The 21,275-nt window shown below is 69.7% G+C and carries 23 protein-coding genes and 1 pseudogene; 9 read left to right on the plus strand and 15 right to left on the minus strand.

Annotated elements, in window-relative coordinates; genetic code table 11:
• Positions 1–281: 281 nt before the first annotated feature.
• Positions 282–548: pseudogene (locus M3Q23_10045) on the minus strand (Rieske 2Fe-2S domain-containing protein).
• A gap of 59 nt (positions 549–607) precedes the next feature.
• Between M3Q23_10045 and M3Q23_10050 the strand changes: the two are divergent.
• Positions 608–2,089 carry a hypothetical protein gene (locus M3Q23_10050; protein MDP9342413.1) on the plus strand — a complete coding sequence of 494 codons (1,482 nt, stop codon included), beginning with the start codon at positions 608–610 and terminating at the stop codon, positions 2,087–2,089.
• A gap of 36 nt (positions 2,090–2,125) precedes the next feature.
• On the opposite strand, the gene serS is transcribed toward M3Q23_10050, so the two are convergent.
• From serS to M3Q23_10065, 3 genes are all read right to left on the minus strand, one after another.
• Complete coding sequence (serS, locus tag M3Q23_10055; protein ID MDP9342414.1) at positions 2,126–3,391, minus strand: serine--tRNA ligase; 1,266 nt, start codon at positions 3,389–3,391, stop codon at positions 2,126–2,128.
• A gap of 61 nt (positions 3,392–3,452) precedes the next feature.
• Complete coding sequence (locus tag M3Q23_10060; GenBank protein MDP9342415.1) at positions 3,453–3,986, minus strand: polymer-forming cytoskeletal protein; 534 nt, start codon at positions 3,984–3,986, stop codon at positions 3,453–3,455.
• Entirely contained in the window at positions 3,986–4,483 is a 498-nt protein-coding gene (locus M3Q23_10065; protein MDP9342416.1) for a DUF4446 family protein, read from the minus strand. The genes M3Q23_10060 and M3Q23_10065 overlap by 1 nt, the downstream gene beginning before the upstream one ends.
• Positions 4,484–4,557: 74 nt before the next feature.
• Between M3Q23_10065 and larB the strand changes: the two genes are divergently transcribed.
• From larB to M3Q23_10080, 3 genes are read left to right on the plus strand one after another with little or no spacing between them, the layout of a single operon-like run.
• The gene (gene larB, locus M3Q23_10070) at positions 4,558–5,325 is read left to right on the plus strand and encodes a nickel pincer cofactor biosynthesis protein LarB (GenBank protein MDP9342417.1); all 768 of its coding nucleotides are present in this window, start codon (positions 4,558–4,560) and stop codon (positions 5,323–5,325) included.
• A gap of 4 nt (positions 5,326–5,329) precedes the next feature.
• Complete coding sequence (gene larC / locus M3Q23_10075) at positions 5,330–6,526, plus strand: nickel pincer cofactor biosynthesis protein LarC (protein MDP9342418.1); 1,197 nt, start codon at positions 5,330–5,332, stop codon at positions 6,524–6,526.
• 18 nt (positions 6,527–6,544) lie between these two features.
• Entirely contained in the window at positions 6,545–6,976 is a 432-nt protein-coding gene (locus M3Q23_10080; protein MDP9342419.1) for a hypothetical protein, read from the plus strand.
• A gap of 27 nt (positions 6,977–7,003) precedes the next feature.
• On the opposite strand, the gene M3Q23_10085 is transcribed toward M3Q23_10080, so the two are convergent.
• Positions 7,004–7,387: a VOC family protein gene (locus tag M3Q23_10085; GenBank protein MDP9342420.1), complete on the minus strand. Its 384-nt coding sequence runs from the start codon at positions 7,385–7,387 to the stop codon at positions 7,004–7,006.
• 131 nt (positions 7,388–7,518) lie between these two features.
• Between M3Q23_10085 and M3Q23_10090 the strand changes: the two genes are divergently transcribed.
• Positions 7,519–8,484 carry a trypsin-like peptidase domain-containing protein gene (locus M3Q23_10090; protein ID MDP9342421.1) on the plus strand — a complete coding sequence of 322 codons (966 nt, stop codon included), beginning with the start codon at positions 7,519–7,521 and terminating at the stop codon, positions 8,482–8,484.
• A 24-nt stretch (positions 8,485–8,508) separates the two neighbouring features.
• Here M3Q23_10090 and M3Q23_10095 read toward each other — a convergent pair whose 3' ends face one another.
• The 7 genes from M3Q23_10095 to M3Q23_10125 are packed head-to-tail and all read right to left on the minus strand — an operon-like array spanning position 8,509 to position 14,235.
• Complete coding sequence (locus M3Q23_10095; protein ID MDP9342422.1) at positions 8,509–9,396, minus strand: MoxR family ATPase; 888 nt, start codon at positions 9,394–9,396, stop codon at positions 8,509–8,511.
• Positions 9,393–9,530, minus strand: coding sequence for a hypothetical protein (locus M3Q23_10100; protein ID MDP9342423.1), 138 nt, complete (start codon positions 9,528–9,530; stop codon positions 9,393–9,395). The genes M3Q23_10095 and M3Q23_10100 overlap by 4 nt, the downstream gene beginning before the upstream one ends.
• A gap of 46 nt (positions 9,531–9,576) precedes the next feature.
• A complete protein-coding gene (locus M3Q23_10105; GenBank protein MDP9342424.1) occupies positions 9,577–10,662 on the minus strand; it encodes a maleylacetate reductase in 1,086 nt (361 codons plus the stop codon).
• On the minus strand, positions 10,659–11,144 hold the full coding sequence (locus tag M3Q23_10110; GenBank protein MDP9342425.1) for a nuclear transport factor 2 family protein: 486 nt from the start codon (positions 11,142–11,144) through the stop codon (positions 10,659–10,661). Before M3Q23_10110 ends, M3Q23_10105 begins: the two co-directional genes overlap by 4 nt.
• An 11-nt stretch (positions 11,145–11,155) precedes the next feature.
• Positions 11,156–12,622 (minus strand): aldehyde dehydrogenase family protein, encoded by a 1,467-nt coding sequence (locus tag M3Q23_10115; protein ID MDP9342426.1) that lies wholly within the window; start codon positions 12,620–12,622, stop codon positions 11,156–11,158.
• A gap of 59 nt (positions 12,623–12,681) precedes the next feature.
• Positions 12,682–13,674 carry a hydroxyquinol 1,2-dioxygenase gene (locus M3Q23_10120; GenBank protein ID MDP9342427.1) on the minus strand — a complete coding sequence of 331 codons (993 nt, stop codon included), beginning with the start codon at positions 13,672–13,674 and terminating at the stop codon, positions 12,682–12,684.
• Positions 13,675–13,734: 60 nt separating this feature from the next.
• A complete protein-coding gene (locus M3Q23_10125; GenBank protein MDP9342428.1) occupies positions 13,735–14,235 on the minus strand; it encodes a hydroxyquinol 1,2-dioxygenase in 501 nt (166 codons plus the stop codon).
• 131 nt (positions 14,236–14,366) lie between these two features.
• Between M3Q23_10125 and M3Q23_10130 the strand changes: the two genes are divergently transcribed.
• Positions 14,367–15,140 (plus strand): helix-turn-helix domain-containing protein, encoded by a 774-nt coding sequence (locus M3Q23_10130; GenBank protein MDP9342429.1) that lies wholly within the window; start codon positions 14,367–14,369, stop codon positions 15,138–15,140.
• Positions 15,141–15,428: 288 nt separating this feature from the next.
• A complete protein-coding gene (locus M3Q23_10135) occupies positions 15,429–15,917 on the plus strand; it encodes a hypothetical protein (protein ID MDP9342430.1) in 489 nt (162 codons plus the stop codon).
• Between the two features lie 49 nt (positions 15,918–15,966).
• Here M3Q23_10135 and M3Q23_10140 read toward each other — a convergent pair whose 3' ends face one another.
• Complete coding sequence (locus M3Q23_10140; protein MDP9342431.1) at positions 15,967–17,001, minus strand: LLM class flavin-dependent oxidoreductase; 1,035 nt, start codon at positions 16,999–17,001, stop codon at positions 15,967–15,969.
• 64 nt (positions 17,002–17,065) lie between these two features.
• Here M3Q23_10140 and M3Q23_10145 point away from each other — a divergent pair, with 64 nt between their 5' ends.
• Together M3Q23_10145 and M3Q23_10150 are read left to right on the plus strand one after the other, a co-directional pair.
• Positions 17,066–18,526, plus strand: a complete 1,461-nt coding sequence (locus tag M3Q23_10145) for a VWA domain-containing protein (protein MDP9342432.1) — start codon at positions 17,066–17,068, stop codon at positions 18,524–18,526.
• 20 nt (positions 18,527–18,546) lie between these two features.
• Positions 18,547–19,344: a 6-chlorohydroxyquinol-1,2-dioxygenase gene (locus tag M3Q23_10150; GenBank protein ID MDP9342433.1), complete on the plus strand. Its 798-nt coding sequence runs from the start codon at positions 18,547–18,549 to the stop codon at positions 19,342–19,344.
• A 6-nt stretch (positions 19,345–19,350) separates the two neighbouring features.
• Here the strand turns inward: M3Q23_10150 and M3Q23_10155 are convergent, their stop codons facing one another.
• Both M3Q23_10155 and M3Q23_10160 read right to left on the minus strand, forming a co-directional pair.
• Complete coding sequence (locus tag M3Q23_10155; protein MDP9342434.1) at positions 19,351–20,739, minus strand: prenyltransferase; 1,389 nt, start codon at positions 20,737–20,739, stop codon at positions 19,351–19,353.
• On the minus strand, positions 20,736–21,224 hold the full coding sequence (locus M3Q23_10160; protein MDP9342435.1) for a pyridoxamine 5'-phosphate oxidase family protein: 489 nt from the start codon (positions 21,222–21,224) through the stop codon (positions 20,736–20,738). The genes M3Q23_10155 and M3Q23_10160 overlap by 4 nt, the downstream gene beginning before the upstream one ends.
• Between the last annotated feature and the right edge of the window lie 51 nt (positions 21,225–21,275).

Below are 21,275 nucleotides of genomic sequence, written 5' to 3' on the forward strand. Positions count from 1 at the left end.
TCTGAGGCGGTCGCTCCATGGGCGCTCCGCCACACAATGAGGGCGCGGCGCATCGTCACGGAGGACGTCGTCCGACGACCCCGTCGAACGATCGAGGCGAGCTCCCGCTCCTCGTCGGCGGTGACAGGACGAACGAAGACAATGGGCGGTCGCCCGCGAGCCATGGCGCACCTCCTGGGGGAAGCAGCCCGACGGCTTCAGGAGTCATCGCCTGCAGCGTGCCACCGCTACATGGGACTTACAAGGATGTAATTACCCTACGCAGGATCGTCGCCGGCGCACTAGAGGACGAAGGGCAACCCGGGACGGACGGCGGGCTCGGGCAGGAGTCGGGCTAGGATCGAGAATCTGGGCCCGACGGCTCGCACCTCGATCTTTCCGTCGCTGACCCGGACCTCGTAGTCGGGCTGCGGTGCAGTCGCCGGACCCCGCACGATCGAGCCGTCCTCCAGCCGGAAGACGCTGAGGTGCCAGGGGCACCGAACCGTCCCGTCCTCGATCTTGCCCTTGTGAAGCGGGCCGCCACGGTGGCTGCATCGGTTCGCGATGCAGTACGCGGCGGCGGTCGGCGCGACCTTCGGCCTAGCCCTACACCGACGGCCAGGTCATGCCGAAGACTGACGGTGCGATGTTCGTCCCGCGATTCCGTCCGTGGACGCGAGCCGCCGTGCTGGCGTCCCTGCTCGCCGTGCTGGCACAGGCCTGCAACCCCACCAGCGGGACCACCAGGTCCACCTCCCCCACGCCGGCTCCTCCCGTCACGTCTTCCCCCACTCCGGTGGACCAGGACGTCCTGGCCGGCCGTCTGGCCCAGGAAACCCTCGATCCGGACACCGGGGCCGACGCGGTGGCCCGGATCCTGACCCTGTCCGGGATTCCCGTCGTCTCGGCCCGCGACGGGTCCCTGCTCAACCAACCGGCCTCGCCGACCTTCATCGACGCCTACGTCTACGACGTCCAGCTCCCGATGCTCGCGGACGCCCTCCAGTCGAACCGGACCTGGTTCCTGGAGGACCTGTGGGACGTCCCCACCTACCTGCTGCCGCTGGTGGCCCAGCCGTTGCTCGACCAGGACCGGTTCGCACAGGCCATCCAGCGGTGGGTCCAGAACGCGCTGGCCGACCCGACCGCTCCCGGGGCCTTTCCCGCGCTGGTGTTCCGCCAGCTGAGCGAGGCGCACTCCCCGCCCCAGAACGTGTTCTTCCACCTCGACCCCGACAGCTTCCGGCTGGACCCGATCCAGTTCGCCATCCTGGCCGCCCAGGTCATGAGCCGGGTCGGCCACATCCAGAGCACCGCGAGTCCCTCACCGGGCACGTGCGCCGTGGTGGTGGCCGCGCCGACTCCGGTGGCCGGGATCGGGGCGGGGCTCCGGCTGGCCTCCGTGGCCGGGCACCAGGCCGCGGTGATCCGGAACGTCCTGCGCGCGCACGGCCTGCTGGAAGCGGGCGGCGACCTGGTGGCGGACCTCCTCCTCCTGGCGGGGATCCACTTCGACGCCACCGCATCCGCGGGTCAGCGGATCCATGCGCCGAAGGCTCCGGACGACGCCAGCCGCCGGTACGACTACACGGCGACCCTTCGGTTCGACTCGTCGATGGCCGGCCAGACGATCGCCTGCGGCGGCCTGTCCGGGATCGAGCTCCCGAAGGCGGGGCCGGTGCGGGGCTGGACGATCGAGTGGACGGTCGTGCAGGACGACCACCTGGTCGCCCCCGCGGGGCGCGAGCAGGCAGAGAAGCTGGCCGGCGGCGGAGTGCACGGCGAGCTCGGGTCGTCCGGCGAGACCACCGGGCCGGATGGGATCTCGACCCTCCGGATGCTGGTGAGCCTGGACGCCGGGTGCCCGGGATCGCCGAACTGCGCGGCCGGACCGCCGGTCACCGGAACGGTGAACGCCTTCGCCCTGATCGACATGAAGCGGACCTCGGGGCCGTTCACACTGGAGACCCTCCTCACGGACTTCCCGCGCGTGGCGGCGCCGCCCCTGGGGCTGGCGCTCCGGTGGCGTGACGCCGCCCTCGGCGAGATCGGACTTCCGGTCGCGTTCCGGGCCATGACTGTCAGCCACCACCTGCCGGTGGGCTGAACCCGGCGAGACCGGCGAGGAGGCCGGCATTCGGGCTCAGGCCGGCCGCAGGACCTGGAGGGACTCGGGCAGGTAGGGGTGCAGGACTTCGGGAACCCGGACCGAGCCGTCCTGCTGCTGGTGGTTCTCGAGGATCGCGATCAGGGTCCGCCCGATGGCCACCGCAGTGCCGTTCAGCGTGTGCACCGGCCGGTTCCCCTCCGCACGCCGCTCGCGCACGCCGAGCCGGCGGGCCTGGTAGTCGGTGCAGTTCGAGCACGACGTGACCTCCCGGTACCGATCCTGGCCCGGGAACCACGCTTCGAGGTCGAGCTTCTTGGCCGCGGAGGCCCCCAGCTCGCCGGTGCACACGTTCACCACTCGGTAGGCCAGTCCCAGGCCGGCCACGATGTCCTCCTGGATCGAGACCAGGAAGTCGTGCTCGTCCCAGGATCGCTCGGGCGCGCAGAAGCTGAACATCTCGACCTTGTCGAACTGGTGCAGGCGGAAGATGCCGCGGGTGTCCTTGCCGTAGGTCCCGGCCTCCCGCCGAAAGCACGTCGAGTAGCCCGCGTACCGGATCGGCAATGCGTCCTGCTCCAGGATCTCGTCCGCGTGGAACGAGGCCAGCGGCACCTCGGAGGTCCCCACCAGGTACAGGTCGTCCTCCCGGGTGACGTACAGCTGCGCCTCGTCGGTCGGCAGGAACCCGGTGCCGAACATGGCCTCCTCCCGCACCAGCACCGGCGGGATCACCGGGACGAAGCCGTGGGCGGTCACGCGGTCGAGGGCGTAGCGGACCAGCGCGAACTGGAGCCACACCGATGGCCCCAGCAGGTAGGCGAACCGGGACCCCGACGTCCGGGCGGCCCGTTCCGTGTCCAGCGCGCCCAGTGCCTCCCCCAGCTCCACGTGGTCCTTCACCGGGAAGGGGAAGGAGGGCGGCTCGCCCACCACTCGTTCCACCGTGTTGTCCTCGTCGCCCTGGCCGTCGGGCGTGGACTGGTGAGGGACGTTCGGCAGCCGGGCCAGCAGCGCGTCCACCTCGTCGGTCACGTCCTGGAGGCGGGGCTCGAGCTCCTTCAGCCGGCTGGACGCATGCGCAGCCTGTTCCAGCAGGGCCTCACGAGCCTCCTGTGAGGAACGGCCGATCTCCTTCGAGATCCGGTTCTGCTCCGCCCGCAGCCCCTCGACCTGGACCTTCAGGGCACGATGCTCGGCGTCCAGATTCAGCAGGCGGTCGAGGTCATCGGCGGCGCCCCGGCGGGCCAGGCCGACCCGAAAGGGGCCGGGATCCTCGCGAATGGCCCTGAGGTCGAGCATGGCACACAGCATGCCAGAACAGCGCCAACGAACCGCGCGAGGCGGCGGGGTCGAGCCGGTGCTAGGTGACTCTGGCCCGCTCCGACGACGCCTCGGAAGAAGGGGTGGGCGTCTTGGCCGGCTCCGCCCCGTGAGCGTTGCCGGCCGGGGCCGTGGAGGTTCCCGCGGCCGGGACCGCGGTGTGCGCGGCGTGCTCCTGGTCCATCATGCTCTGGCCGCAGAAGATGCCGCCCTCCTGGATCACCAGGACCTTCGACGTGACGTTCCCGTCGATGCGGCCGCCCCGGGCCAGCTCGGCCTTCCCCTTGACGAAGATGTTCCCCTTGAACCGACCGGCCACCGTCACGCTGTCCGCACGGATGTCCGCTTCCACCTGGCTCTGGGGGCTGAGCATGACGTCGCCCTCGGCGTTGATCTGGCCCTTCACCGCCCCGTCGATTCGGAGCGACCCCGCCGAGACCAGCGTGCCCTCGAGCTTCGCACCCTGGCCGACCACCGTGACCTCACCCTCTGCCGCCATGGACCGGACCTCCTGTTCCCTGATGAGCGGGGCCGGTGCGTCCGGCCCAGCTCCCGCGTCGTCTCGTCTGCGCATCATCCAGCCTCCAGGATCTGGCGCCGCCCGGTGAGGGCGTCGCGGATGGCCTGCTCCTCCTCCTCGGAGAGGTTGTACTCGCTGGTGCCACGGCGGACCGGCTTCGCGTACACCCGGGTGTCCTGCCGTCCGTTGATCGAGGTGACCACCACGCCATCCCCTTGCGCGTCCAGCAGGGCGCACGAGAACGACAGCCGGCCGCCCATGTCCTCGAACGCGTCGTAGCGAATGAGCGCGACGTTCTGGACGGCGCCGGCCAGCACCTCCGACAGGCGCGCGTCCTCCGCCGCCAGCCGGCCGACGGCGGCGTCCAGCCGCTGCATGGTGCGGGCGTGCCCCTCCAGGATCCCCCGAAGCGTCTCGTCCATCACGATGGGGACGCGCTCAGGCGGCCGGCGGCGCCGGCCGGCGCCAGACGCCAGGATGAACAGCGCCAGCACGTCCAGCCCCAGAGCGACCAGGACGAGGAGGGTCAGGATCTTCGAGGAAAAGGCCAACTCTTCAGCTGCCCCGGGTCAGAAAAATGGGCATCTACCTGCCCTGAAGGACGAAGTATACAATGGCGCCTCCCGTGGACGAACGATCGTTGACACAACTTCTTCGAGGGGTCGCGGAGGGCGACCGGACGGTGGACGACGCCCTCGAAGAGCTCCGGAACTTGCCCTACGAGGGTCTCGCCGGGGCCCGCATCGACCATCACCGGGAGCTCCGGACCGGCCAGGCCGAGGCCGTCTTCGCTCCGGGCAAGACCCTGGAACAGGTTCGGGCCGCCGCCGCGGCCCTGGTGCAGCGCACGACCGGGCCGGTGTTCGTGACCAGGGCCACGCCCGAGCAGTTCCACGCCGTGCGGGAGGTCGTCCCGGCCGCCGAATACCATCCGCGCTCCGGCCTGGTCGTGGCCAAGCGGGGCGGGAACGGCTCGGTGCTCGGATCGGTCGCCGTGGTGTCGGCGGGAACGTCCGACCAGCCGGTTGCCGAGGAGGCCTCCGCCACCGCGTCGGCCCTGGCCATGTCCGTGGACCTGATCGAGGACGTCGGTGTGGCCGGCATCCACCGGCTCCTGGACCAGCGGGAACGGATCGACACGGCCGACTGCGTGGTGGTGGTGGCCGGCATGGAAGGTGCCCTCCCGTCGGTGGTCGCCGGGCTCACCTCCCGTCCGGTGATCGCGGTCCCGACCAGCGTCGGCTACGGGGCCTCCTTCGAGGGTCTGGCCGCGTTGCTGGCTATGCTGTCCTCCTGCGCGCCCGGGATCGCCGTGGTCAACATCGACAACGGCTTCGGCGCTGCGCTGGTCGCCCACCGGATCCTGCGGACGCGGGCCGCGGATCGGACCTAGCGGAGTGCGGATCGCCTACTTCGACTGCATCGCCGGGATCTCCGGCGACATGGCCCTGGGAGCGCTGCTCGACGCCGGCGCGGACTTCGACGAGATTCGCAGGCAGCTGTCGTCGCTCCCGGTCGAGCCGTTCGACTTCGAGCTGGAGGAGGTCGAGACCTTCGGGATCCGGGCCACCCAGGTCACGGTCCGGGCCCGGGCCAGTGGGATCATCCGGACCTACGCCAGCATCCGGGCCCTGCTCGACGCGGCCGACCTGACCCCGGACGTCCGCCACACCGCCCAGCGCGTGTTCCGGCGCCTGGCGGAGGCCGAGGCGAAGGTCCACCATAAGGAAGTCGACCTGGTCACGTTCCACGAGATCGGCGCCGTGGACTCGATCGTCGATATCACCGGGACCGCCGTGGCGCTCTCGGTGCTTGGCATCGAGCGCGTGTTCGCCTCGCCGGTGCCAACCGGACTCGGGATGATGAGGACGGAGCACGGCGCGATGCCCATCCCGGGCCCGGCCGTGGTGGAGCTGCTCCGGGGAGCGCCGATGTACTCCCGCGGCGTCCCCGTCGAGCTGGTCACGCCCACCGGGGCGGCGATCCTGTCGGCCCTGGCGGAGGGATACGGGGACCTCCCGCTCATGCGCGTGGAGTCCGTGGGGTACGGCGTGGGCTCGCACCGGCTGGACTTCCCGAACATCCTGCGGGTGATGGTGGGAACCGAGGAGGAAACACACCGCCACGCGCCCTCGCCCGAGCAGCAGTCCGGCGACGTGATGCTCGAGACCAACATCGACGACCTGAACCCGGAGCTCTACGAGTACGTGATGGAGCGGCTGTTCGCCGCGGGGGCCCAGGACGCGTGGCTGACCCCGATCGTCATGAAGAAGAGCCGTCCGGCGGTGACGGTTTCCGTCCTGTGCTCCGCGGAGCGAGCCGAGGGAATCCGCTCGGTGCTGTTCCGTGAGACCGGCACGCTGGGGATTCGGGCGGTCATGGTTTCCAAGGAAGCCCTCGACCGGGAGCTGATGAAGGTCGAGACCTCCCACGGCCCGGTCGCCGTGAAGGTCGGGTTCCTCGAGGGGCAGGCGGTGACGGTGGCGCCGGAGTTCGAGGACTGCACACGGGCGGCCCGAGAGGCCGGGGTCCCGGCCCGGGACGTGTACGAGGAAGCGCTGCGCCTGGCCCGCGAGGAACTGGACCGGAGCTGAGGGGCTGAGGGCGTCGTCGTGAGGGCCACCATGCTGTTGGCCGACTTCGTCCAGGCCGTCCAGGGCAAGCTCTACGTCCTGGGCGGCGGATGGTCCGTGACCGGCCCGGGGGCCGTGCAGATGGGCATCGCGGTGAAGATCGAGGTGCCCTGGGACGAGGCCAACGTCCAGCACGCGTTCCGGCTCATGCTGGTGGACGGGGACGAGCGGCCGGTGCCGGTCCCCGGCGGCGACCAGCCGGTCCAGGTGGAAGGGCAGTTCGAGGTGGGCCGGCCGCCGGGGCTGAAGCCCGGCACGCCGCTCGACTTCGCCATCGCCGTGAACGTGCCGGCGCTTCCGCTGGCCCCCGACAGCCGCTACGTGTGGCGGCTGCTGATCGACGGGGAATCCGACGAGGACTGGTACGTCGCCTTCACCACGCGACCCGGGGCGCCCCAAACGGGGGCCTGAACTCGGGTTCCGCTGCGCGATGGCCTGTTACGACCAGGACTCGCCCACGCGCTGGCTGATCTCGAAGACGTTCCCCTCGGGGTCTGCGAAGTAACACCAGTAGCCGCCCGAGTCGGGGCCGCCGTCGATGTCGGTGAGCGGCGTCGCGCCGCGGGCGATCATCTCCTGGCGAGCGGCGTGGATGTCGTCCACCGCGAACCCGGTCTGGAACCGGGGCCGGTCGTAGTGGGGCTCGTCGGAGCGCTGGAGGACCTCCAGCATGTTCGGCCACCCCATGTCGAACTGCACCCAGCCGTCGCCGGCGTCCAGCTCCCGGAGCCCCAGGATGTCCCGGTAGAACCTCCGCTGCGCCTCCAGGTCCTCCGCCACCACACCGATCCAGTTCGGCCACCTCAGCTCCAGCGCTGCCACGTTCGACCTCCTTCGAGCTCTGACCCTCAAACGCCGACCCTTACATGATTACGGAATTCGGTGCTAGCCTCGGTTGCGTGACCGATCTGCGGTTACTGGATGCCATTGTGGGGGAGCAGCAGCCTCCCGGCATGGGCGAGCCCGGGGAGGACGAAGCCCTCGACGCCTACTCGCGCGTGGTGGTACGGGTGGCCGAGCTGCTGTCTCCGTCCGTGGCCAACCTCCGCGTGTGGAAGCGGCTCGGTGGACGTGGGCGCATCGAGGGCGGGGGCAGCGCGGTGGCGGTCACCCCCGATGGATTCCTGCTCACCTCGGCTCACGTGGTGACCGGGACCGACCGCGGCATCGCCACGTTCGTGGACGGACGCGAGCTCGACCTGGAGATCGTGGGCACCGACCCGCTCTCGGATCTCGCGGTGGTGCGGACGTCGGGCTCGGAGCTCACCCCCGCGGTCCTCGGCGACGCGGCACACCTCCGGGTGGGCCAGCTGGTGGTGGCCATGGGGAACCCGTTCGGGTTCGCCGGCTCGGTCACGGCTGGAGTGGTGAGCGCGCTGGGCCGGTCGATCCCCACCCGGGTGGGCTCGGCCACGAGGCTGGTGGAGAACGTGATCCAGACGGACGCCGCACTGCACCCTGGGAACTCGGGGGGCGCGCTGGCGGAGAGCACGGGACGGCTGATCGGGATCAACACCGCCGTCATCGGGCCGGGGATGGGGCAGGGACTCGGGCTGGCCATCCCCATCAACGACGCCACCCGTCGCATCGTGGCCGCGTTGATGACCGACGGGCAGGTCCGGCGGGCCTACCTCGGCATCGCCGGCGGACCGCGGCCGCTGCCGCCGCGCGTGGCCGCCGACGTCGGACGGCAGCGCGGGATCGAGATCGTGGAGATCGTTCCCGGAAGCCCCGCCGCCCGGGCCGGCATCCGTTCCGAGGACCTCCTGGTCGAGGTCGACGCCACCCCGGTCGAAGGCATGGACGACCTCCAGCGGCTCATGGACGGCTCCGCGATCGGGCGCACCATGCCCATCCGGATCTACCGCCAGGGACGCACGCTGACGCTCGACGTGACCCCGGCCGAGCTCTCGGCCTGACAGGCCTGAGTCGCCGCCGGTCGCTCAGCGCTCCTTCGCTACCAGACCCTCCTGCACCCGCTCGATGTCCTGCTGGTACTTCAACAACAGGGAGAGCGTGTCGCGGGTGACCTCGCCGTCCACCCGGTCCATGCCGAGCAGCAGGAGCGTCCGGGCCCAGTCGAGCGTCTCCGACACCGAAGGCGGCTTCTTGAGGTCGAACCCCCGGATGGTCCGGACGATCCGCGCGATCTGCTCCGCGAAGCCGTCGTCGATCCCGGGTACCCGGGCCAGGATGATCTCCCGCTCGCGTTCCACAGTCGGATAGTCCATGTGCAGGAACAGGCACCGCCGCTTCAGGGCCTCGGACAGCTCGCGCGTGTTGTTCGAGGTGAGGACGACGAAGGGCTGACTGCTGGCGCGGACCGTCCCCATCTCCGGGATGGACACCTGCCAGTCGGACAGGACCTCGAGCAGCAGCGCTTCGGTCTCCACCTCCAGCCGGTCGATCTCATCGATCAGGAGCACCACCGGCGACGGCGAGCGAATGGCCGTGAGCAGCGGCCGGGACAACAGGAAGTCCTCGCTGAAGATGTCCTGCTCCACCCGGTCCCAGTCGAGCTCCCCGGAGTCGGCCTGGATCCGGAGGAGCTGCTTCTTGTAGTTCCATTCATACAGCGCCTTGGCTTCGTCCAGCCCCTCGTAGCACTGGAGCCGGATCAACGGGTGCCCGGTGGCCTCGGACACCGCCTTGGCCAGCTCCGTCTTGCCCACACCCGCCGGCCCCTCGCACAGGACCGGCTTGTCGAGATGGTCGGCCAGGTAGATCGTGACGGCGAGGTGGTCGTCCGCGAGGTACCGGGCGGCCGCCAGCCGCTCCTTGACCTCGGCGGGCGAGCCGAACCGGTGCGTCGCATCCGTCCGGCCGTTCATGGCGGCTCCATCTTCCGCCGGCCCGGGTCGGACGTCATCCACTCCGGGCAGAGCATCACCAGGACGGCCACCGCGCCCAGGATGATCAAGTACAGCCGCTGCCCTGTGCCATCTCCCTCCCCCGTTCGGCTCATGGACCTCGTCGCCTCGGCGCCAGCGCGCGTCGCGCGAGGGTCCGTTTCAGCTCCCGGTGGCCACCCTGGCCTCGCGGGCGGGCCGCCGCCCCTCGAAGGCGTCTCGGAGCAGCGACAACACGTCCTCCGTCGTGACCGGGCGTGGATTCCACGGCGGCGGCTCCGAAGCCAGCCGCGCGGCTTCCTCCAGGTCTGCCTCCCGCATCCCCAGGGCGGCGAGGCTGGTCGGCGCGTCGATCGAGACGCTGAAGTCGAACAGCCCCTCGGCCGCGTCCTCCGCCCCCAGGGCCCGGGCCGCCCGGTCCAGCGCGTCCGGGACCGCGGGCTGGTTGAACCGGGCCGCGTGGGGCAGGATCACCGAGTTCACCTCGCCGTGGGCCAGGGCGTAGGTCCCACCCAGCACGTGGCAGATCCGGTGGTGCAGCGCCATCCCCACCACGCCCAATGCGGCGCCAGCCAGGTACGCCCCGTACAACGCCTCGCTCCGAGCGTCGAGGTCGCCCGGGACCTGAACGGACCCGCCGATGCCGCGAACCAGGGCCCGGATGCCCTCCTCGGCCATCAGCGACGTGATCGGGTTGGCGTCCTTCGCGTACAGCGCCTCGACGCAGTGCGCCAGCGCGTTCATCCCGCTCGGCCCGGTCACCGACGGGGGAAGCGTTGCCGTGAGCGCGGGATCGTAGACGACGGTCTTCGGCAGGACCCGCAGGTCCCGGCCCGTTCGCTTCAACCCGTCGGACGTGATCCCGTAGATGGGGGTCATCTCCGAGCCCGCGTACGTCGTGGGGATGGCGATGGTGGGAACCCCGGTCTCCAGGGCGATGACCTTTCCGAAGCCGGTGGTCGAGCCGCCGCCCACGGTGACCACGCAGTCGGCGCCGTTCCGCGTCGCCACCTCGTTCGCCTGGTGCACCGCCTCGATCGGGACATGCTGCTGGACGTCGGAGAAGACTCCGGCGAACCGTTCACCGAGGTGCTCGGCGAGCTCGTCGGCCACGGGCTTGGTCATCGGGTCGGTGACGATCAGGACCCGCGAGGCGCCCAGGCGTTCGACCTCGTCCGGCAGCGCCATTACCGAGCCGACGCCGAACACGACCCGCCCGGGGAGCGCGTCGTACGTGAACGCCCTCATCCCAACGGCCGGGAGGGGTCCCGGCCCCCATCGGACAGCCAGGGGTATCGGTCGGTGTCCAGGCCGGCGTAGTCCGGGTCCAGGTAGATGAAGCAGCGCTGGATCACGAAGTCGCGGACCTCGAAGACGTCGCACCACCGGCCGGCGTGGGTGACCCCGGCCCGCCATTCGCCGTCCACGTGCTCGCCGGAGCTGGTGCCCTCGCAGGCGAACAGGTCGGTCCCGGTCATGATCCAGTTGAAGTCCGCGTAGTTGTGCTTGATGGACTTGTAGCGGGCCCCCACGTCGCCGAACATCCGGCCGATCTGGTCCTTCCCCTCGGCGAGCCCCCACTTCGGGAAGTAGACCTGGGCGTCGTCGGCGAAGAGGTCCAGGATGCTCTCGCCGCTGGAGGTCACCCCGCCGGCGTCGAAGGCCTTGAGGTACTCGAGCGCCACCGACTTCCGCTGCTCGTCGGTCATCGTTTCCTTGATCACCGCCATCGCCATCTCCCTCAGGGCCGTGGATACCAGGGCGCCAGGTCGGCGTCGACGTTCACCCACACCGACCTGGACTCCGTGTACTCGTGCATGGCCTCGAACCCCATCTCCCGGCCGTAGCCGGAGTTGCGGATGCCGCCGAACGGCGACCCCGGGTTCACGCGCTTGTAGGAGTTGATCCAGACCATGCCGCTCTCCATGGCCTGGGCCACCCGGTGAGCCCGCTGGAGGTCGCGGGTCCACAGCCCGCCGCCCAGGCCGTAGTCCGTCGCGTTCGCGATCCGGAGCGCCTCCGCCTCGTCGCGGAAGGTGGTCACGGTGACGAATGGGCCGAACACCTCCTCCCGGCACACCCGGTCCTCCAGCCCCGCCCGCACGACGGTGGGCTCGAAGTAGCAGCCGGCCTGGAGAGTCGGGTCGTCCGGGGCGTGGCCACCCGAGAGGATCTCCCCGCCCTCGTCGAGCGCGATCTTCACGTAGCCCAGGACGCGGTCCCGATGCTCCGGAGAGGTCAGCGGCCCCATCTCGGTCTGGGGGTCGAGCGGGTCGCCGATCCGGATGGAGCGCGCCAGGGCCACGAACCGTCCCACGAACTCCTCCGCGATCGCCTCGTGCAGCAGCAGACGAGACCCGGCGATGCACGCCTGGCCCTGGTTGTGGAAGATCGCGAAGGCGGAGCCGTTGACCGCGGCCGTGAGGTCCGCGTCGTCGAACACGACGTTCGCGCCCTTGCCGCCCAGCTCGAGCTGCACCCGCTTGAGGTTGCCGGCCGACGCCGCAACGATCGTGCGCCCGACCTCCGTCGACCCGGTGAAGGCGATCTTCTGGATGCCGGGGTGGGCGGCCAGATGCGCGCCGGCAACATGGCCGAACCCGGGAAGGATGTTGATCACACCCGGTGGGAACCCCACCTCTACCGTCAGCTCGGCCAGGCGAAGCGAGGACAGCGGCGTCAGCTCCGCCGGCTTGAACACGACCGTGTTCCCTGCCGCCAGGGCTGGCCCCATCTTCCAGCTGGTGAACATGAGCGGGAAGTTCCACGGGACGATCTGCCCGATCACACCGAGGGGCCGTCGGAGCACGTAGTTCAGGAATCCGGGCTCCACGGGAACGACGGTGCCCTGGAGCTTGTCGGCCATCCCGCCGAAGTACCGGAACGTGGCCGCTGTTCGGGGAACGTCGAGCCGGCTCGAGTCGCGGATGGGATGCCCGGTGTCGAGGGTTTCGAGCCGGGCTAGCTCCTCGGCGTGGGCCTCGATGGCATCAGCCAGCCTCAGCAGCAGGCGGCCGCGTTCCGAGGCCTGGGTGGAGCTCCAGGCGGGGAACGCCGAGCGAGCCGCATCGACGGCGCGGTCGACGTCTGGGGGCCTCGCCTCGGCGACGTCGGCCAGCTTCGACCCGTCATGGGGGTTGAACACCTCGAAGCTCCGCCCGTCGATCGAGTCGACGAACTCGCCTCCGATGAAGAGCCTGTCCTGCACCCGGCCCCCTTCGGCCTCTCGACTGCCCGGGGGGGTCCCGGGCCCGGCCCGCGGCCCGCTTAGAAGTCCACCGCGACCGGCGGGAGCTTTCCGGACGAGAGCAGCTCGGGCAGGTCCGGGTTCGCGTTCTCCCACACCAGCAGCATCGACCGCTTGGGCGCGTATCCCTGGTGACGGATGTCGGCGGGCATCGACGCCACGTCGCCGGGCTTCATGACCACGTTGGCGCGCGCGGTCCCGGTGTCCCGGTCCTCGACGTTCCACCAGATCTCGTCGGAAAGCTGGATGAACCACTCCACCCGGTCGTTGCCGTGGATGATCGGCAGGATGTACTCCTCGGTGGTGGGGCAGGCAAGGCTTTCCTTGCAGGCCGCCACCACGGACGGGTTCCAGGTCACGTCCGAGCGCGACAGGTAGGCGAACAGGTTGAACGCCGCCACCTCGTCCTCGAAGCCGGGCTCGGGGCGCACCTTTGGCTCGTCCTGCGGCACGTCCAGGAAGTGCCGGTTGATGGGGAAGCCGCTGTCGTCGGTGCGGATCGGCTCGTCGCCGGGGACGCTCACCATCCGCTGCGCGGTGACCCGATGCCGCGTGATGGCCTTGCGGTTGTCGCCGCGCTTCGGCCCGAAGGCGCTCCCGGTCTCGGTGGGGCTGGCGAACGGGTCGAACCCCTCGTTCGTCCAATCGTCGAGCATGGCCTTGAACGTCTCGCCGATGAGCTCGGTCGGGAAGTTCTCGAGGTGGTCCAGCTCGGCCTTCCGGTACGCGTCGTTGTAGCGGCCGGCGAACAGGTCCACCGTCCCATAGTGGTTGACGGTCCCGATGACCCCGTCGAAGTTCACGATGCCGTAGAAGAACTGCCAGGCCACGTCGCGCTGAAGCGCCTTCAGGAACGTGTCCGCCGACATCACGTGGCTGCCGGTGGGCCAGCGCACGTACACGAAGTACTCATTGCGCGAGAACTCGAACTCGCCGAGCCGGAACGTCCGGTAGCCGTGCTCGTTTGGCTCGCTCGCCTCCACCTTGACGCTCAGGATGGTCTCTACGGCCATGACGTCTCCCTCCTGCTCGCCTTCATGCTCACCGGCGCCGATGATGCTCCGTCGATCCCATCATGGGCTCGTGATGCAGATCTCGGCCCATTTGAACACCGTGTCCTCGCCCTCGACGGTCTGCATCAAAACGACGCCAACGCCATCGCAGTGGAACCGGTAGGCCGAGTTGGCCGGCAGGAGCGCCATGTGGCCACGGCGAGCCCGGATGGACCCCATCTTCTGCCCAACGGGCTCGCCGTCCAGGGCGACCGAGCCTTCCTTCTCGGGCGGGACACGTGGCTCGTCCAGCTTGACCAGCCTGATCTCTACCTCACCGTCCATGACCAGCGCGAACTCGTCATGCGCACAGGTTCGCCACTCGGACGTCCCTTCGGCGCGAATCACCTCGAGGACGTACTCCATGTTCTTGGCCACGGCGACCTTCTCGTAGGGCTTCGAGGTGGACGCGACCTCGAACATGTTGGAGTACGTATAGTGCTTGGGATCGTCGTCGATGATCTCGAGCGTCCCCTTCTCGTAGCTGTCGAGAGACCCGAACCTGGTCGCGTATGTGGTCACGGCTCTACCCCCGGTTGCTCTCGCACCGCCTGTCGGGCCTAGAATCACTTCCCGGCAGAACGCGTATTGCGTTCGCCATGCGAACTCTTGTACGTTCTACGAAATCGGATTCTGCTCCGGAGGGTTCCAACGTGTCAAGCGTGGTACGCAGCACCGAGTTCGTGCAATCGCTGGAGCGAGGGCTCTCGGTCATCACGACGTTCAGCCGGGACACGCCGGCCCTCACGCTGTCGGAGATCGCCGACCGAACCGGACTGACCAGGGCCGCCGCCCGTCGCTTCCTGCTGACGCTGAGAGACCTCGGCTACGTGGAGAGCGATGGCCGGCTGTTCTCGCTTCGTCCCCGTGTCCTGGAGCTCGGCTACTCGTATCTCGCGTCGCTCCCGGTCTGGGAGATCGCTAGGCCCCGGCTAGAGGAGCTGGCCGACAAGGTCCAGGAGACTACCTCGGCGTCGGTCCTGGACGGCACGGACATCGTCTTCGTGGCTCGGGTCGAGACCAAGCGGATCATGAGCATGACCCTCGGGGTGGGGTCGCGGCTCCCCGCGTGGGCGACCGCGATGGGAAGGGTCCTGCTGGCCGATCTCCCCTCCGAGCAGCTCGACGACTACTTCCAGAAGACGCAGCGGGCCCCGCTCAACGAGCGGACCGTCACCGAGGAGGCCAGGCTGCGCGAGATCATCGACCAGGCCCGGACCGACGGATGGACCCTGGTCGACCAGGAGGTCGAGGAGGGCGTCCGCTCCCTGGCCGTGCCGCTGCGAAACCCGAACGGCCGCACCGAGGCCGCCCTCACCGTGTGCTCGCATGCATTCCGGGTCAGCGTCGAGCGCATCCTGGAGGAGTTCCTGCCGCTCGTCACCGAGACCTCCGAGCGGATCACCGCCGACCTCGTTCGCCGCTGACGGATCCGCCCTCGATCCCCCTCCCGTCCCTGTCGGAATCCTGCCTCGTCGTCGCCTTGACAAGGCCGTCGGGCCCTCGCATAGTTCGGCCGTATCGGAACGCGCACAGGTGTTCGGATACCGAACACAGGGGAAAGGGGGTGGAAGCGGCACGACGCGGTGGCGTTGCCATTCAGGACCGGTACCTGAAGCCTGATAGGGGGCAGCATGGCCACGATGGCCTCAAGAGAAACGGATCGAAGGGCCGACTCGCTCGTCTTCCCGATGACAGCGGCGAAGGGCCAGTTGGTGACGGCGCTGGTCGCGGGCTTCGTGGCGACGCACATCGCCACGGTCAGCGGCTACTGGTTCCACGGGGTCGGCCTCCCCGACCTCGGATGGCCGAACTTCAACGGCATCCTCTTGCTCGGTCTGAAGGCGAGTCCCGTCGCGCAGTTCTGGTCGGGAGCCGTCTTCCACTTCCTGACCGGCATGTGCTTCTCGCTGTTCTATGCGTTCATCCTCCACCCGCGGCTCACCCGGTGGCCGAACACGACGGCCGGCAACCTCACCAAGGCGCTGCTGTTCGCCATGGTGCTCGCCACCATCAGCGCGATCTGGTGGGTGCCGCAGCTGTTCAACTCGGTGTTCGGGTTCGACTTCGGGTTCTTCAGCCAGAACCTCGGCAAGTTCCTCCAGGTGTCGGCGTGGAAGGCGGTTTTGGGCATCTACGTCTGGCACATCATCTACGGGGTCAACCTGGGACTGATCTACAACCCGAGGCCCGCAGAGGCCTAGCCGATCGACCCAAGCGAGGGTCCGGGCTCCCCCGGGCCCTCGCTGCTCGTCAGGCCGGGTCGGGCGGCCGTGAGGTCCGGCCACCCCAAGTCGCCGGTGGATCGGGAGACTTCGACTTCGGTGAACCCGGCGCAAGGACGTCCACACTCCCAACCACCATCGCCGTGAGCTGCGCGATGACGTCGTGGACGTCCGGGCTGTTCGGGAGGACGCACCGGAGGTCCGAAACGCCGGCGTGGGCGAGCTCGATCACGCGCTCCTGGCACCGCTCGAGGGTCCCGAACACCCCGACCTCGGAGGGAGGCCCCAGGGTCCGAAACAGCGGCTCGGACTCGGCCCGGGCGTGCGCCTCGGTGACGGTCCGGCCGATCGAGACCGGCACCTCCAGCGCGATCGCGAGCGTGGACGGGTCCCGCTCCGCCCGCTCGCAGGCCACGCGCACCTGCCGCACCGTGGCGTCGAGGTCGCGGACCGCCGCGGCCGGAACGACCACGTCGTCGGCCACGGCCGCGGCGACGTCCATCTGAGCCGTGGTGATCGCCTCGACCGAGATGGTGGGGCCGCCCGGCTGGGGCGACGCGATCCCCAGCTCGGCCTCTCCCCACTCCGCCGAACCGCCCACGGCGACGGCATCACCCGACAGCAGGCCCCGAAGGATGATCGCGTAGCGCTGGAGCCGCCTGGCCCGGACCTCCGGGCCGGGGAAGTCGAACCCGAATTCCAGGTGCTCGCGCTCCAGCCAGCCCGCCGACAGGCCGATCTCCAGGCGGCCGCCGATGGCGGCGTCGAGCGTTCCGGCCATCGCCGCCAGGGTCGCTGGAGGCCGGAACGCGGCGGTGAGCATGGCCCCGACCCTCGGGCGAGGCGCGTCGGCCGCGGCGAGCGTCAGCGCGGTCCAGGCCTCCAGCCGCGGCTCGCCGTCCGGGGCCGCGAGGTGGTCCCGGACCCACAGCGCATCGATTCCCGCCACGTGGCACATGCGAGCGATCTCCCGGAGCCGGTTCGGGGCGTTGCGCGTATCCAGCACCACTCCAAGCCGGACCAGACGTCCGCGAGGTGCCGTGGTTGGCTTGAATTCGGTCACTCGGCTAGCCTGTTCGCGATCCGGACATCTGTGCGGGTGGCAGGCGCGAGCATAGGACCGGTCCATGGCGAACACAACCGAGGCGCCGGGCGGCGCGTCCCTGGCAACCGCGCTCCTCCAGTTCGTGCACCGCCTGCGCGAAGCCGGCGTGCCGGTCTCGCTGGTGGAGGCGCTCGACGCGGCGGACTCCATCGGCCACATCGATCTGGCCGAGCGTGCCCAGCTGAAGGCCGCTCTTGAAGCCACGCTGGTCAAGCGAGCCGAGCACCGCCCCGCCTTCGAGTCGCTGTTCGACATCTACTTCGCCATCCGGCGCGACCAGCGGTTGCAGACGGTCACCACGTCCCTCGACCGGGCCCTGGACGGCGAAGGCGACGGGGACGTGCTCGCGACGGGGGACGCTGAGAGGACCGTCGACAACGAGCCCTCCGCGGACCTGCTGGCGATGCTCCTGGACGCGCTGCGCAAGGGCGACCAGGAGGCACTGCGAAGCCTGGCGGCGCTGGCCGTGGACCTGTTCGGAGGGATCAAGGCGGAGCGGAGCGCGTCCGAGCGCTACTACCTGTACCGCATCCTCCGGCAACTCGAGCTGTCGGAGCTCCTGCGAAGGGCGCTGTGGCTGGAACGCGAAGAGGAGGAGGCGCCGTCCGCGTTGACCGACCGGCTGGCCCGGGACGAGCTGACCCGGCGACTGGAGGAGTTCCGCAAGCTGCTGGCGCAGGAGGTTCGGTGGAGACTCTCGGAGGTCCAGGGCGCTCCGCTCGCGGCCGACGTCTTCCACGAGCGGTCGATCGAGGACGTGGACTTCCTGGCGGCCTCTCCGGCCGAGCTGCGGCAGATGCGGGAAGCCATCCGCCCGCTGGCCCAGAAGCTGGCCGCCCGGATCGCGCGGAGGAGGCGATACCGGCGCCACGGCCGCCTCGACGTCCGACGGACCGTGCGGCGTTCGCTGTCCGCCGGGGGAGTGCCGCTCGACCCGGCATTCCGCTATCCGCGGGCCTCGAAACCGGAGCTGTACCTGCTCTGCGACATCTCGGGCTCGGTGACCGAGTTCGCTCGCTTCACCATGTCGCTGCTGTACGCAATGAAGGAGGAGTTCTCGAGGATCCGGCTGTTCGTGTTCGTGGACGGGATCGACGAGGTCACGGGCCGGTTCGACGCCACCTCCGACTGGCTGGCCCCGCGAAACCTACTCTACCACACCAACGTGATCTCCGGGGACGGCCACAGCGACTACGGGAACGTGTTCCGGCGGTTCTGGCATCGGTACGGGTACGCGGACCTCGATCCCCGGGCCACGGTCATCATCACCGGCGACGCACGGAACAACTACCGGGAACCGGGAGCGGAGACGCTGCGGCTGATCGGCGAGCGGGCTCGCAACGTGTACTGGCTGAATCCGGAAGCCCGCCAGGATTGGAACGCCAACGACTCGATCATGGAGACGTTCGCGTCCCACTGCACCGGCGTGTACGAGGCCAGGAACCTCCGGCAGCTCGCCGGCTTCGTGTACCAGATCACCTGACGTCGCTGAGGGAGGCCCCGGTGGAGATCGATCCGAGGTTGGAGCAGGTGGTCGGCCGCATGGTGCGGGCGCTTCGGGAAGGGCTGTCGGAGCTGCGGGTCACCGAGGCGGAGCTCATGCAGGGGCTGGAGTTCCTGACGGACGTGGGGAAGCACGACGAGTTCGTCCTGCTCTCGGACGTGCTGGGGGTGTCCGTACTGGTCGACGAGATCACCCACGGCGAGGAAGAAGGGGGGACGGCCACCAACGTGCTCGGGCCCTTCTACCTGCCAGACGCTCCGACGCTCCCACCTCCGTTCGCCCTGGCCGGGGAGGACGAGCCCGGGGAAACGCTGATCGTGTCCGGAGCCGTGACCGACGCGGATACCGGCCGGTCGCTCCCTGGCGCCGTCCTGGACGTGTGGCAGGCCGGCGCGGACGGCCGGTACAGCACGCAGGATCCGGATCGCGGTGAGTTTCGGCTGCGGGGGCGGATCCCGGTGGGTGCCGACGGCCGCTACGAGTTCCGGACGGTCGTGCCTCCGCCGTACGAGATCCCCAAGGACGGACCGGTGGGAGCGCTGCTCCGGACCCTCGGGCGCCATGCTTTCCGGCCCGCCCATCTCCATCTCAAGGCGAGCCGCGACGGATATCGGGCCCTGACCACGATGGTGTTCGTCGACGGCGACCCGTACCTGGGCTCGGATGCGATCGGCGCGGTGAAGGATTCGCTGGTCGTCCGGCTGGAGCGCCACGGGTCCGAGGCGGGCATGCGGGCGCGTGGCGTGGACCGCCCGTTCGCCACGTGCCGGTTCGACCTCGCGCTGCGTCCCGCGTAAGCCGCGCTACCGCAGGAAGACGGGCGGATTCGTCGCGATGTGGGCTGCGACCAGGGCGACCACGTATCCGAGGATCAGCAGCATGCCGGTGGTGAGGTGGAGCTGGATGTTGCGGCCCATCACCGGCATCAGCTGGTAGGGGCTCTCGTAGTGGTCGCGGAGGCCCCGGTACACCGGGAACGCCAGGGGGAGGGCGGCCAGCGCGATGATCGTGGGGCGCGGCAGCAGGCCGGACAGCGCGCCCGACAGCACCAGCAGGAAGGCCACAGCCACCGACCCGACATAGCCGGCGATGACGGCTCGCTTGCTCAGGCGCACGGCCAGCGTCCGCTTCCCGGCGGCTCCGTCGCCCGGCCGGTCCGGGACCTCGTTCACGTACAGCACCAGCGCGATCAGGATCCCCACCGGGAGCGACGCGAACAGGGCCTCCCACGAGAACGTGCGAGCCTGAACCTCGTACGCGCCGAGGACCATGATCGGCCCGAAACCGAGGAACACCGCTATCTCGCCGAGGCCGCGGTGGACGAATCGAAGCGGCGGCGCCGTGTAGAAGTAGCTGATGAACGCCCCGATCGCGCCGATGATCAGGAGCGGCCAGAACGCCCGGGTCACGGCGAGGTACAGCCCGATCCCCAGGCCCACGGCGTAGAACGCCGCCGACATCAGCTGCATCTGGCGCATCGTGAGCAGCCCGTAGTGGATGACCCTGGAGCCGCCGCTGAACTGGGTGGGTGTCACGTTCGCCGCGTCCGCTCCGCTGGCGGTGTCGAACACGTCGTTCGCCACGTTCAGGCCGAGGTGCACGCAGGCCCCCGCGACCAGCGTGAGCACCGCCAGCCACCAGTGCCACGCGCCGTGCAGGGCCGCCACGGCGATGCCCAGCCCGATCGGCACGATGGTGGCCGACAGGAAGGGCAGCCGCGTGGCCCGCAGGAACAGCCAGAACGGCGACAGCCGGGGCTTCACCTGCCGCCCGGTCTCCCTCGACAGCTGGTCCATGTACCGGTGGGCCTGGGGGACGCCTCGTTCGGAGAACTCGAAGAACGGCACCTCCTGCTCGTCCCAGTGCTGGACCCGCTCGGGGGTGAACTCGAGGCGGGCGCCGTCGTCGACCGGCCTCAGCTGCCCCCACAACGACACGTACCGGCGCTCGTCGTACCCGACGCCGGGCTGCGGCCGGATGTGGCTGAACACCACGTTGACCTCCCGGCCGATCGGCGGGCTCACCGCCTTGCCGGCCACGGCGTCGAGCAGGACCACTCCGCGGTCCGGGTCGGGGCGGAACCCGGTGGCAACCGACATCGGGTACCCGTCGTCGCCCAGGAAGGCGATGACCGCATGGGTGTACTGGCCCTCCAGTCGGTCCAGCATCCGGGTGGCGGCGGTGGTGCTCATCGCGCCGCCTCCGCCAGCTCGAACACCGTCGGCGGGACGTCCGTCCGCCCCTCGTGCCACAGGAACGCGCGGCGCGGCGTGATCTCGATGATGCCCCGCTCGAAGAACAGCGGCAGGGCCACCCGCTTGCCCAGGAAGAAGTCGATGGCGGGCTCCTTGACCCGCCACAGGGGCAGGACCTTGTGCTCCCAGCCCGAGTGCAGGTCGGAGTCGTCCACCACCGCGTCGCCCTGGATGGTGGCCCGGCGGAAGCGCTCCACGCTGACCGCGCTCGGGTCGCTGATCGAGAGCGACACCTTCGGATTGGCCTTGATGTGCTCGAGCTTCTTCGAGAACAGCACGCTCGACGTGAGGTAGATGCGCTCGCCGTCGTACAGCGGGATGAGCGGGTGGGTCACCGGCAGCCCCCGGTCGTCAACCACCGTCAACTCCCCGACCAGGGCCGAGTTCAGCAGCTCCTCGATCGGTTCGGGCAGCACCCCCATGGTCCCTCCTGTCTCGGCGAAGCAGCACGAGGACGATAGCCGAATCGTCGC

It is taken from the genome of Actinomycetota bacterium (genome assembly GCA_030774015.1).
Classification (GTDB): Bacteria; Actinomycetota; UBA4738; order UBA4738; family JACQTL01; genus JALYLZ01.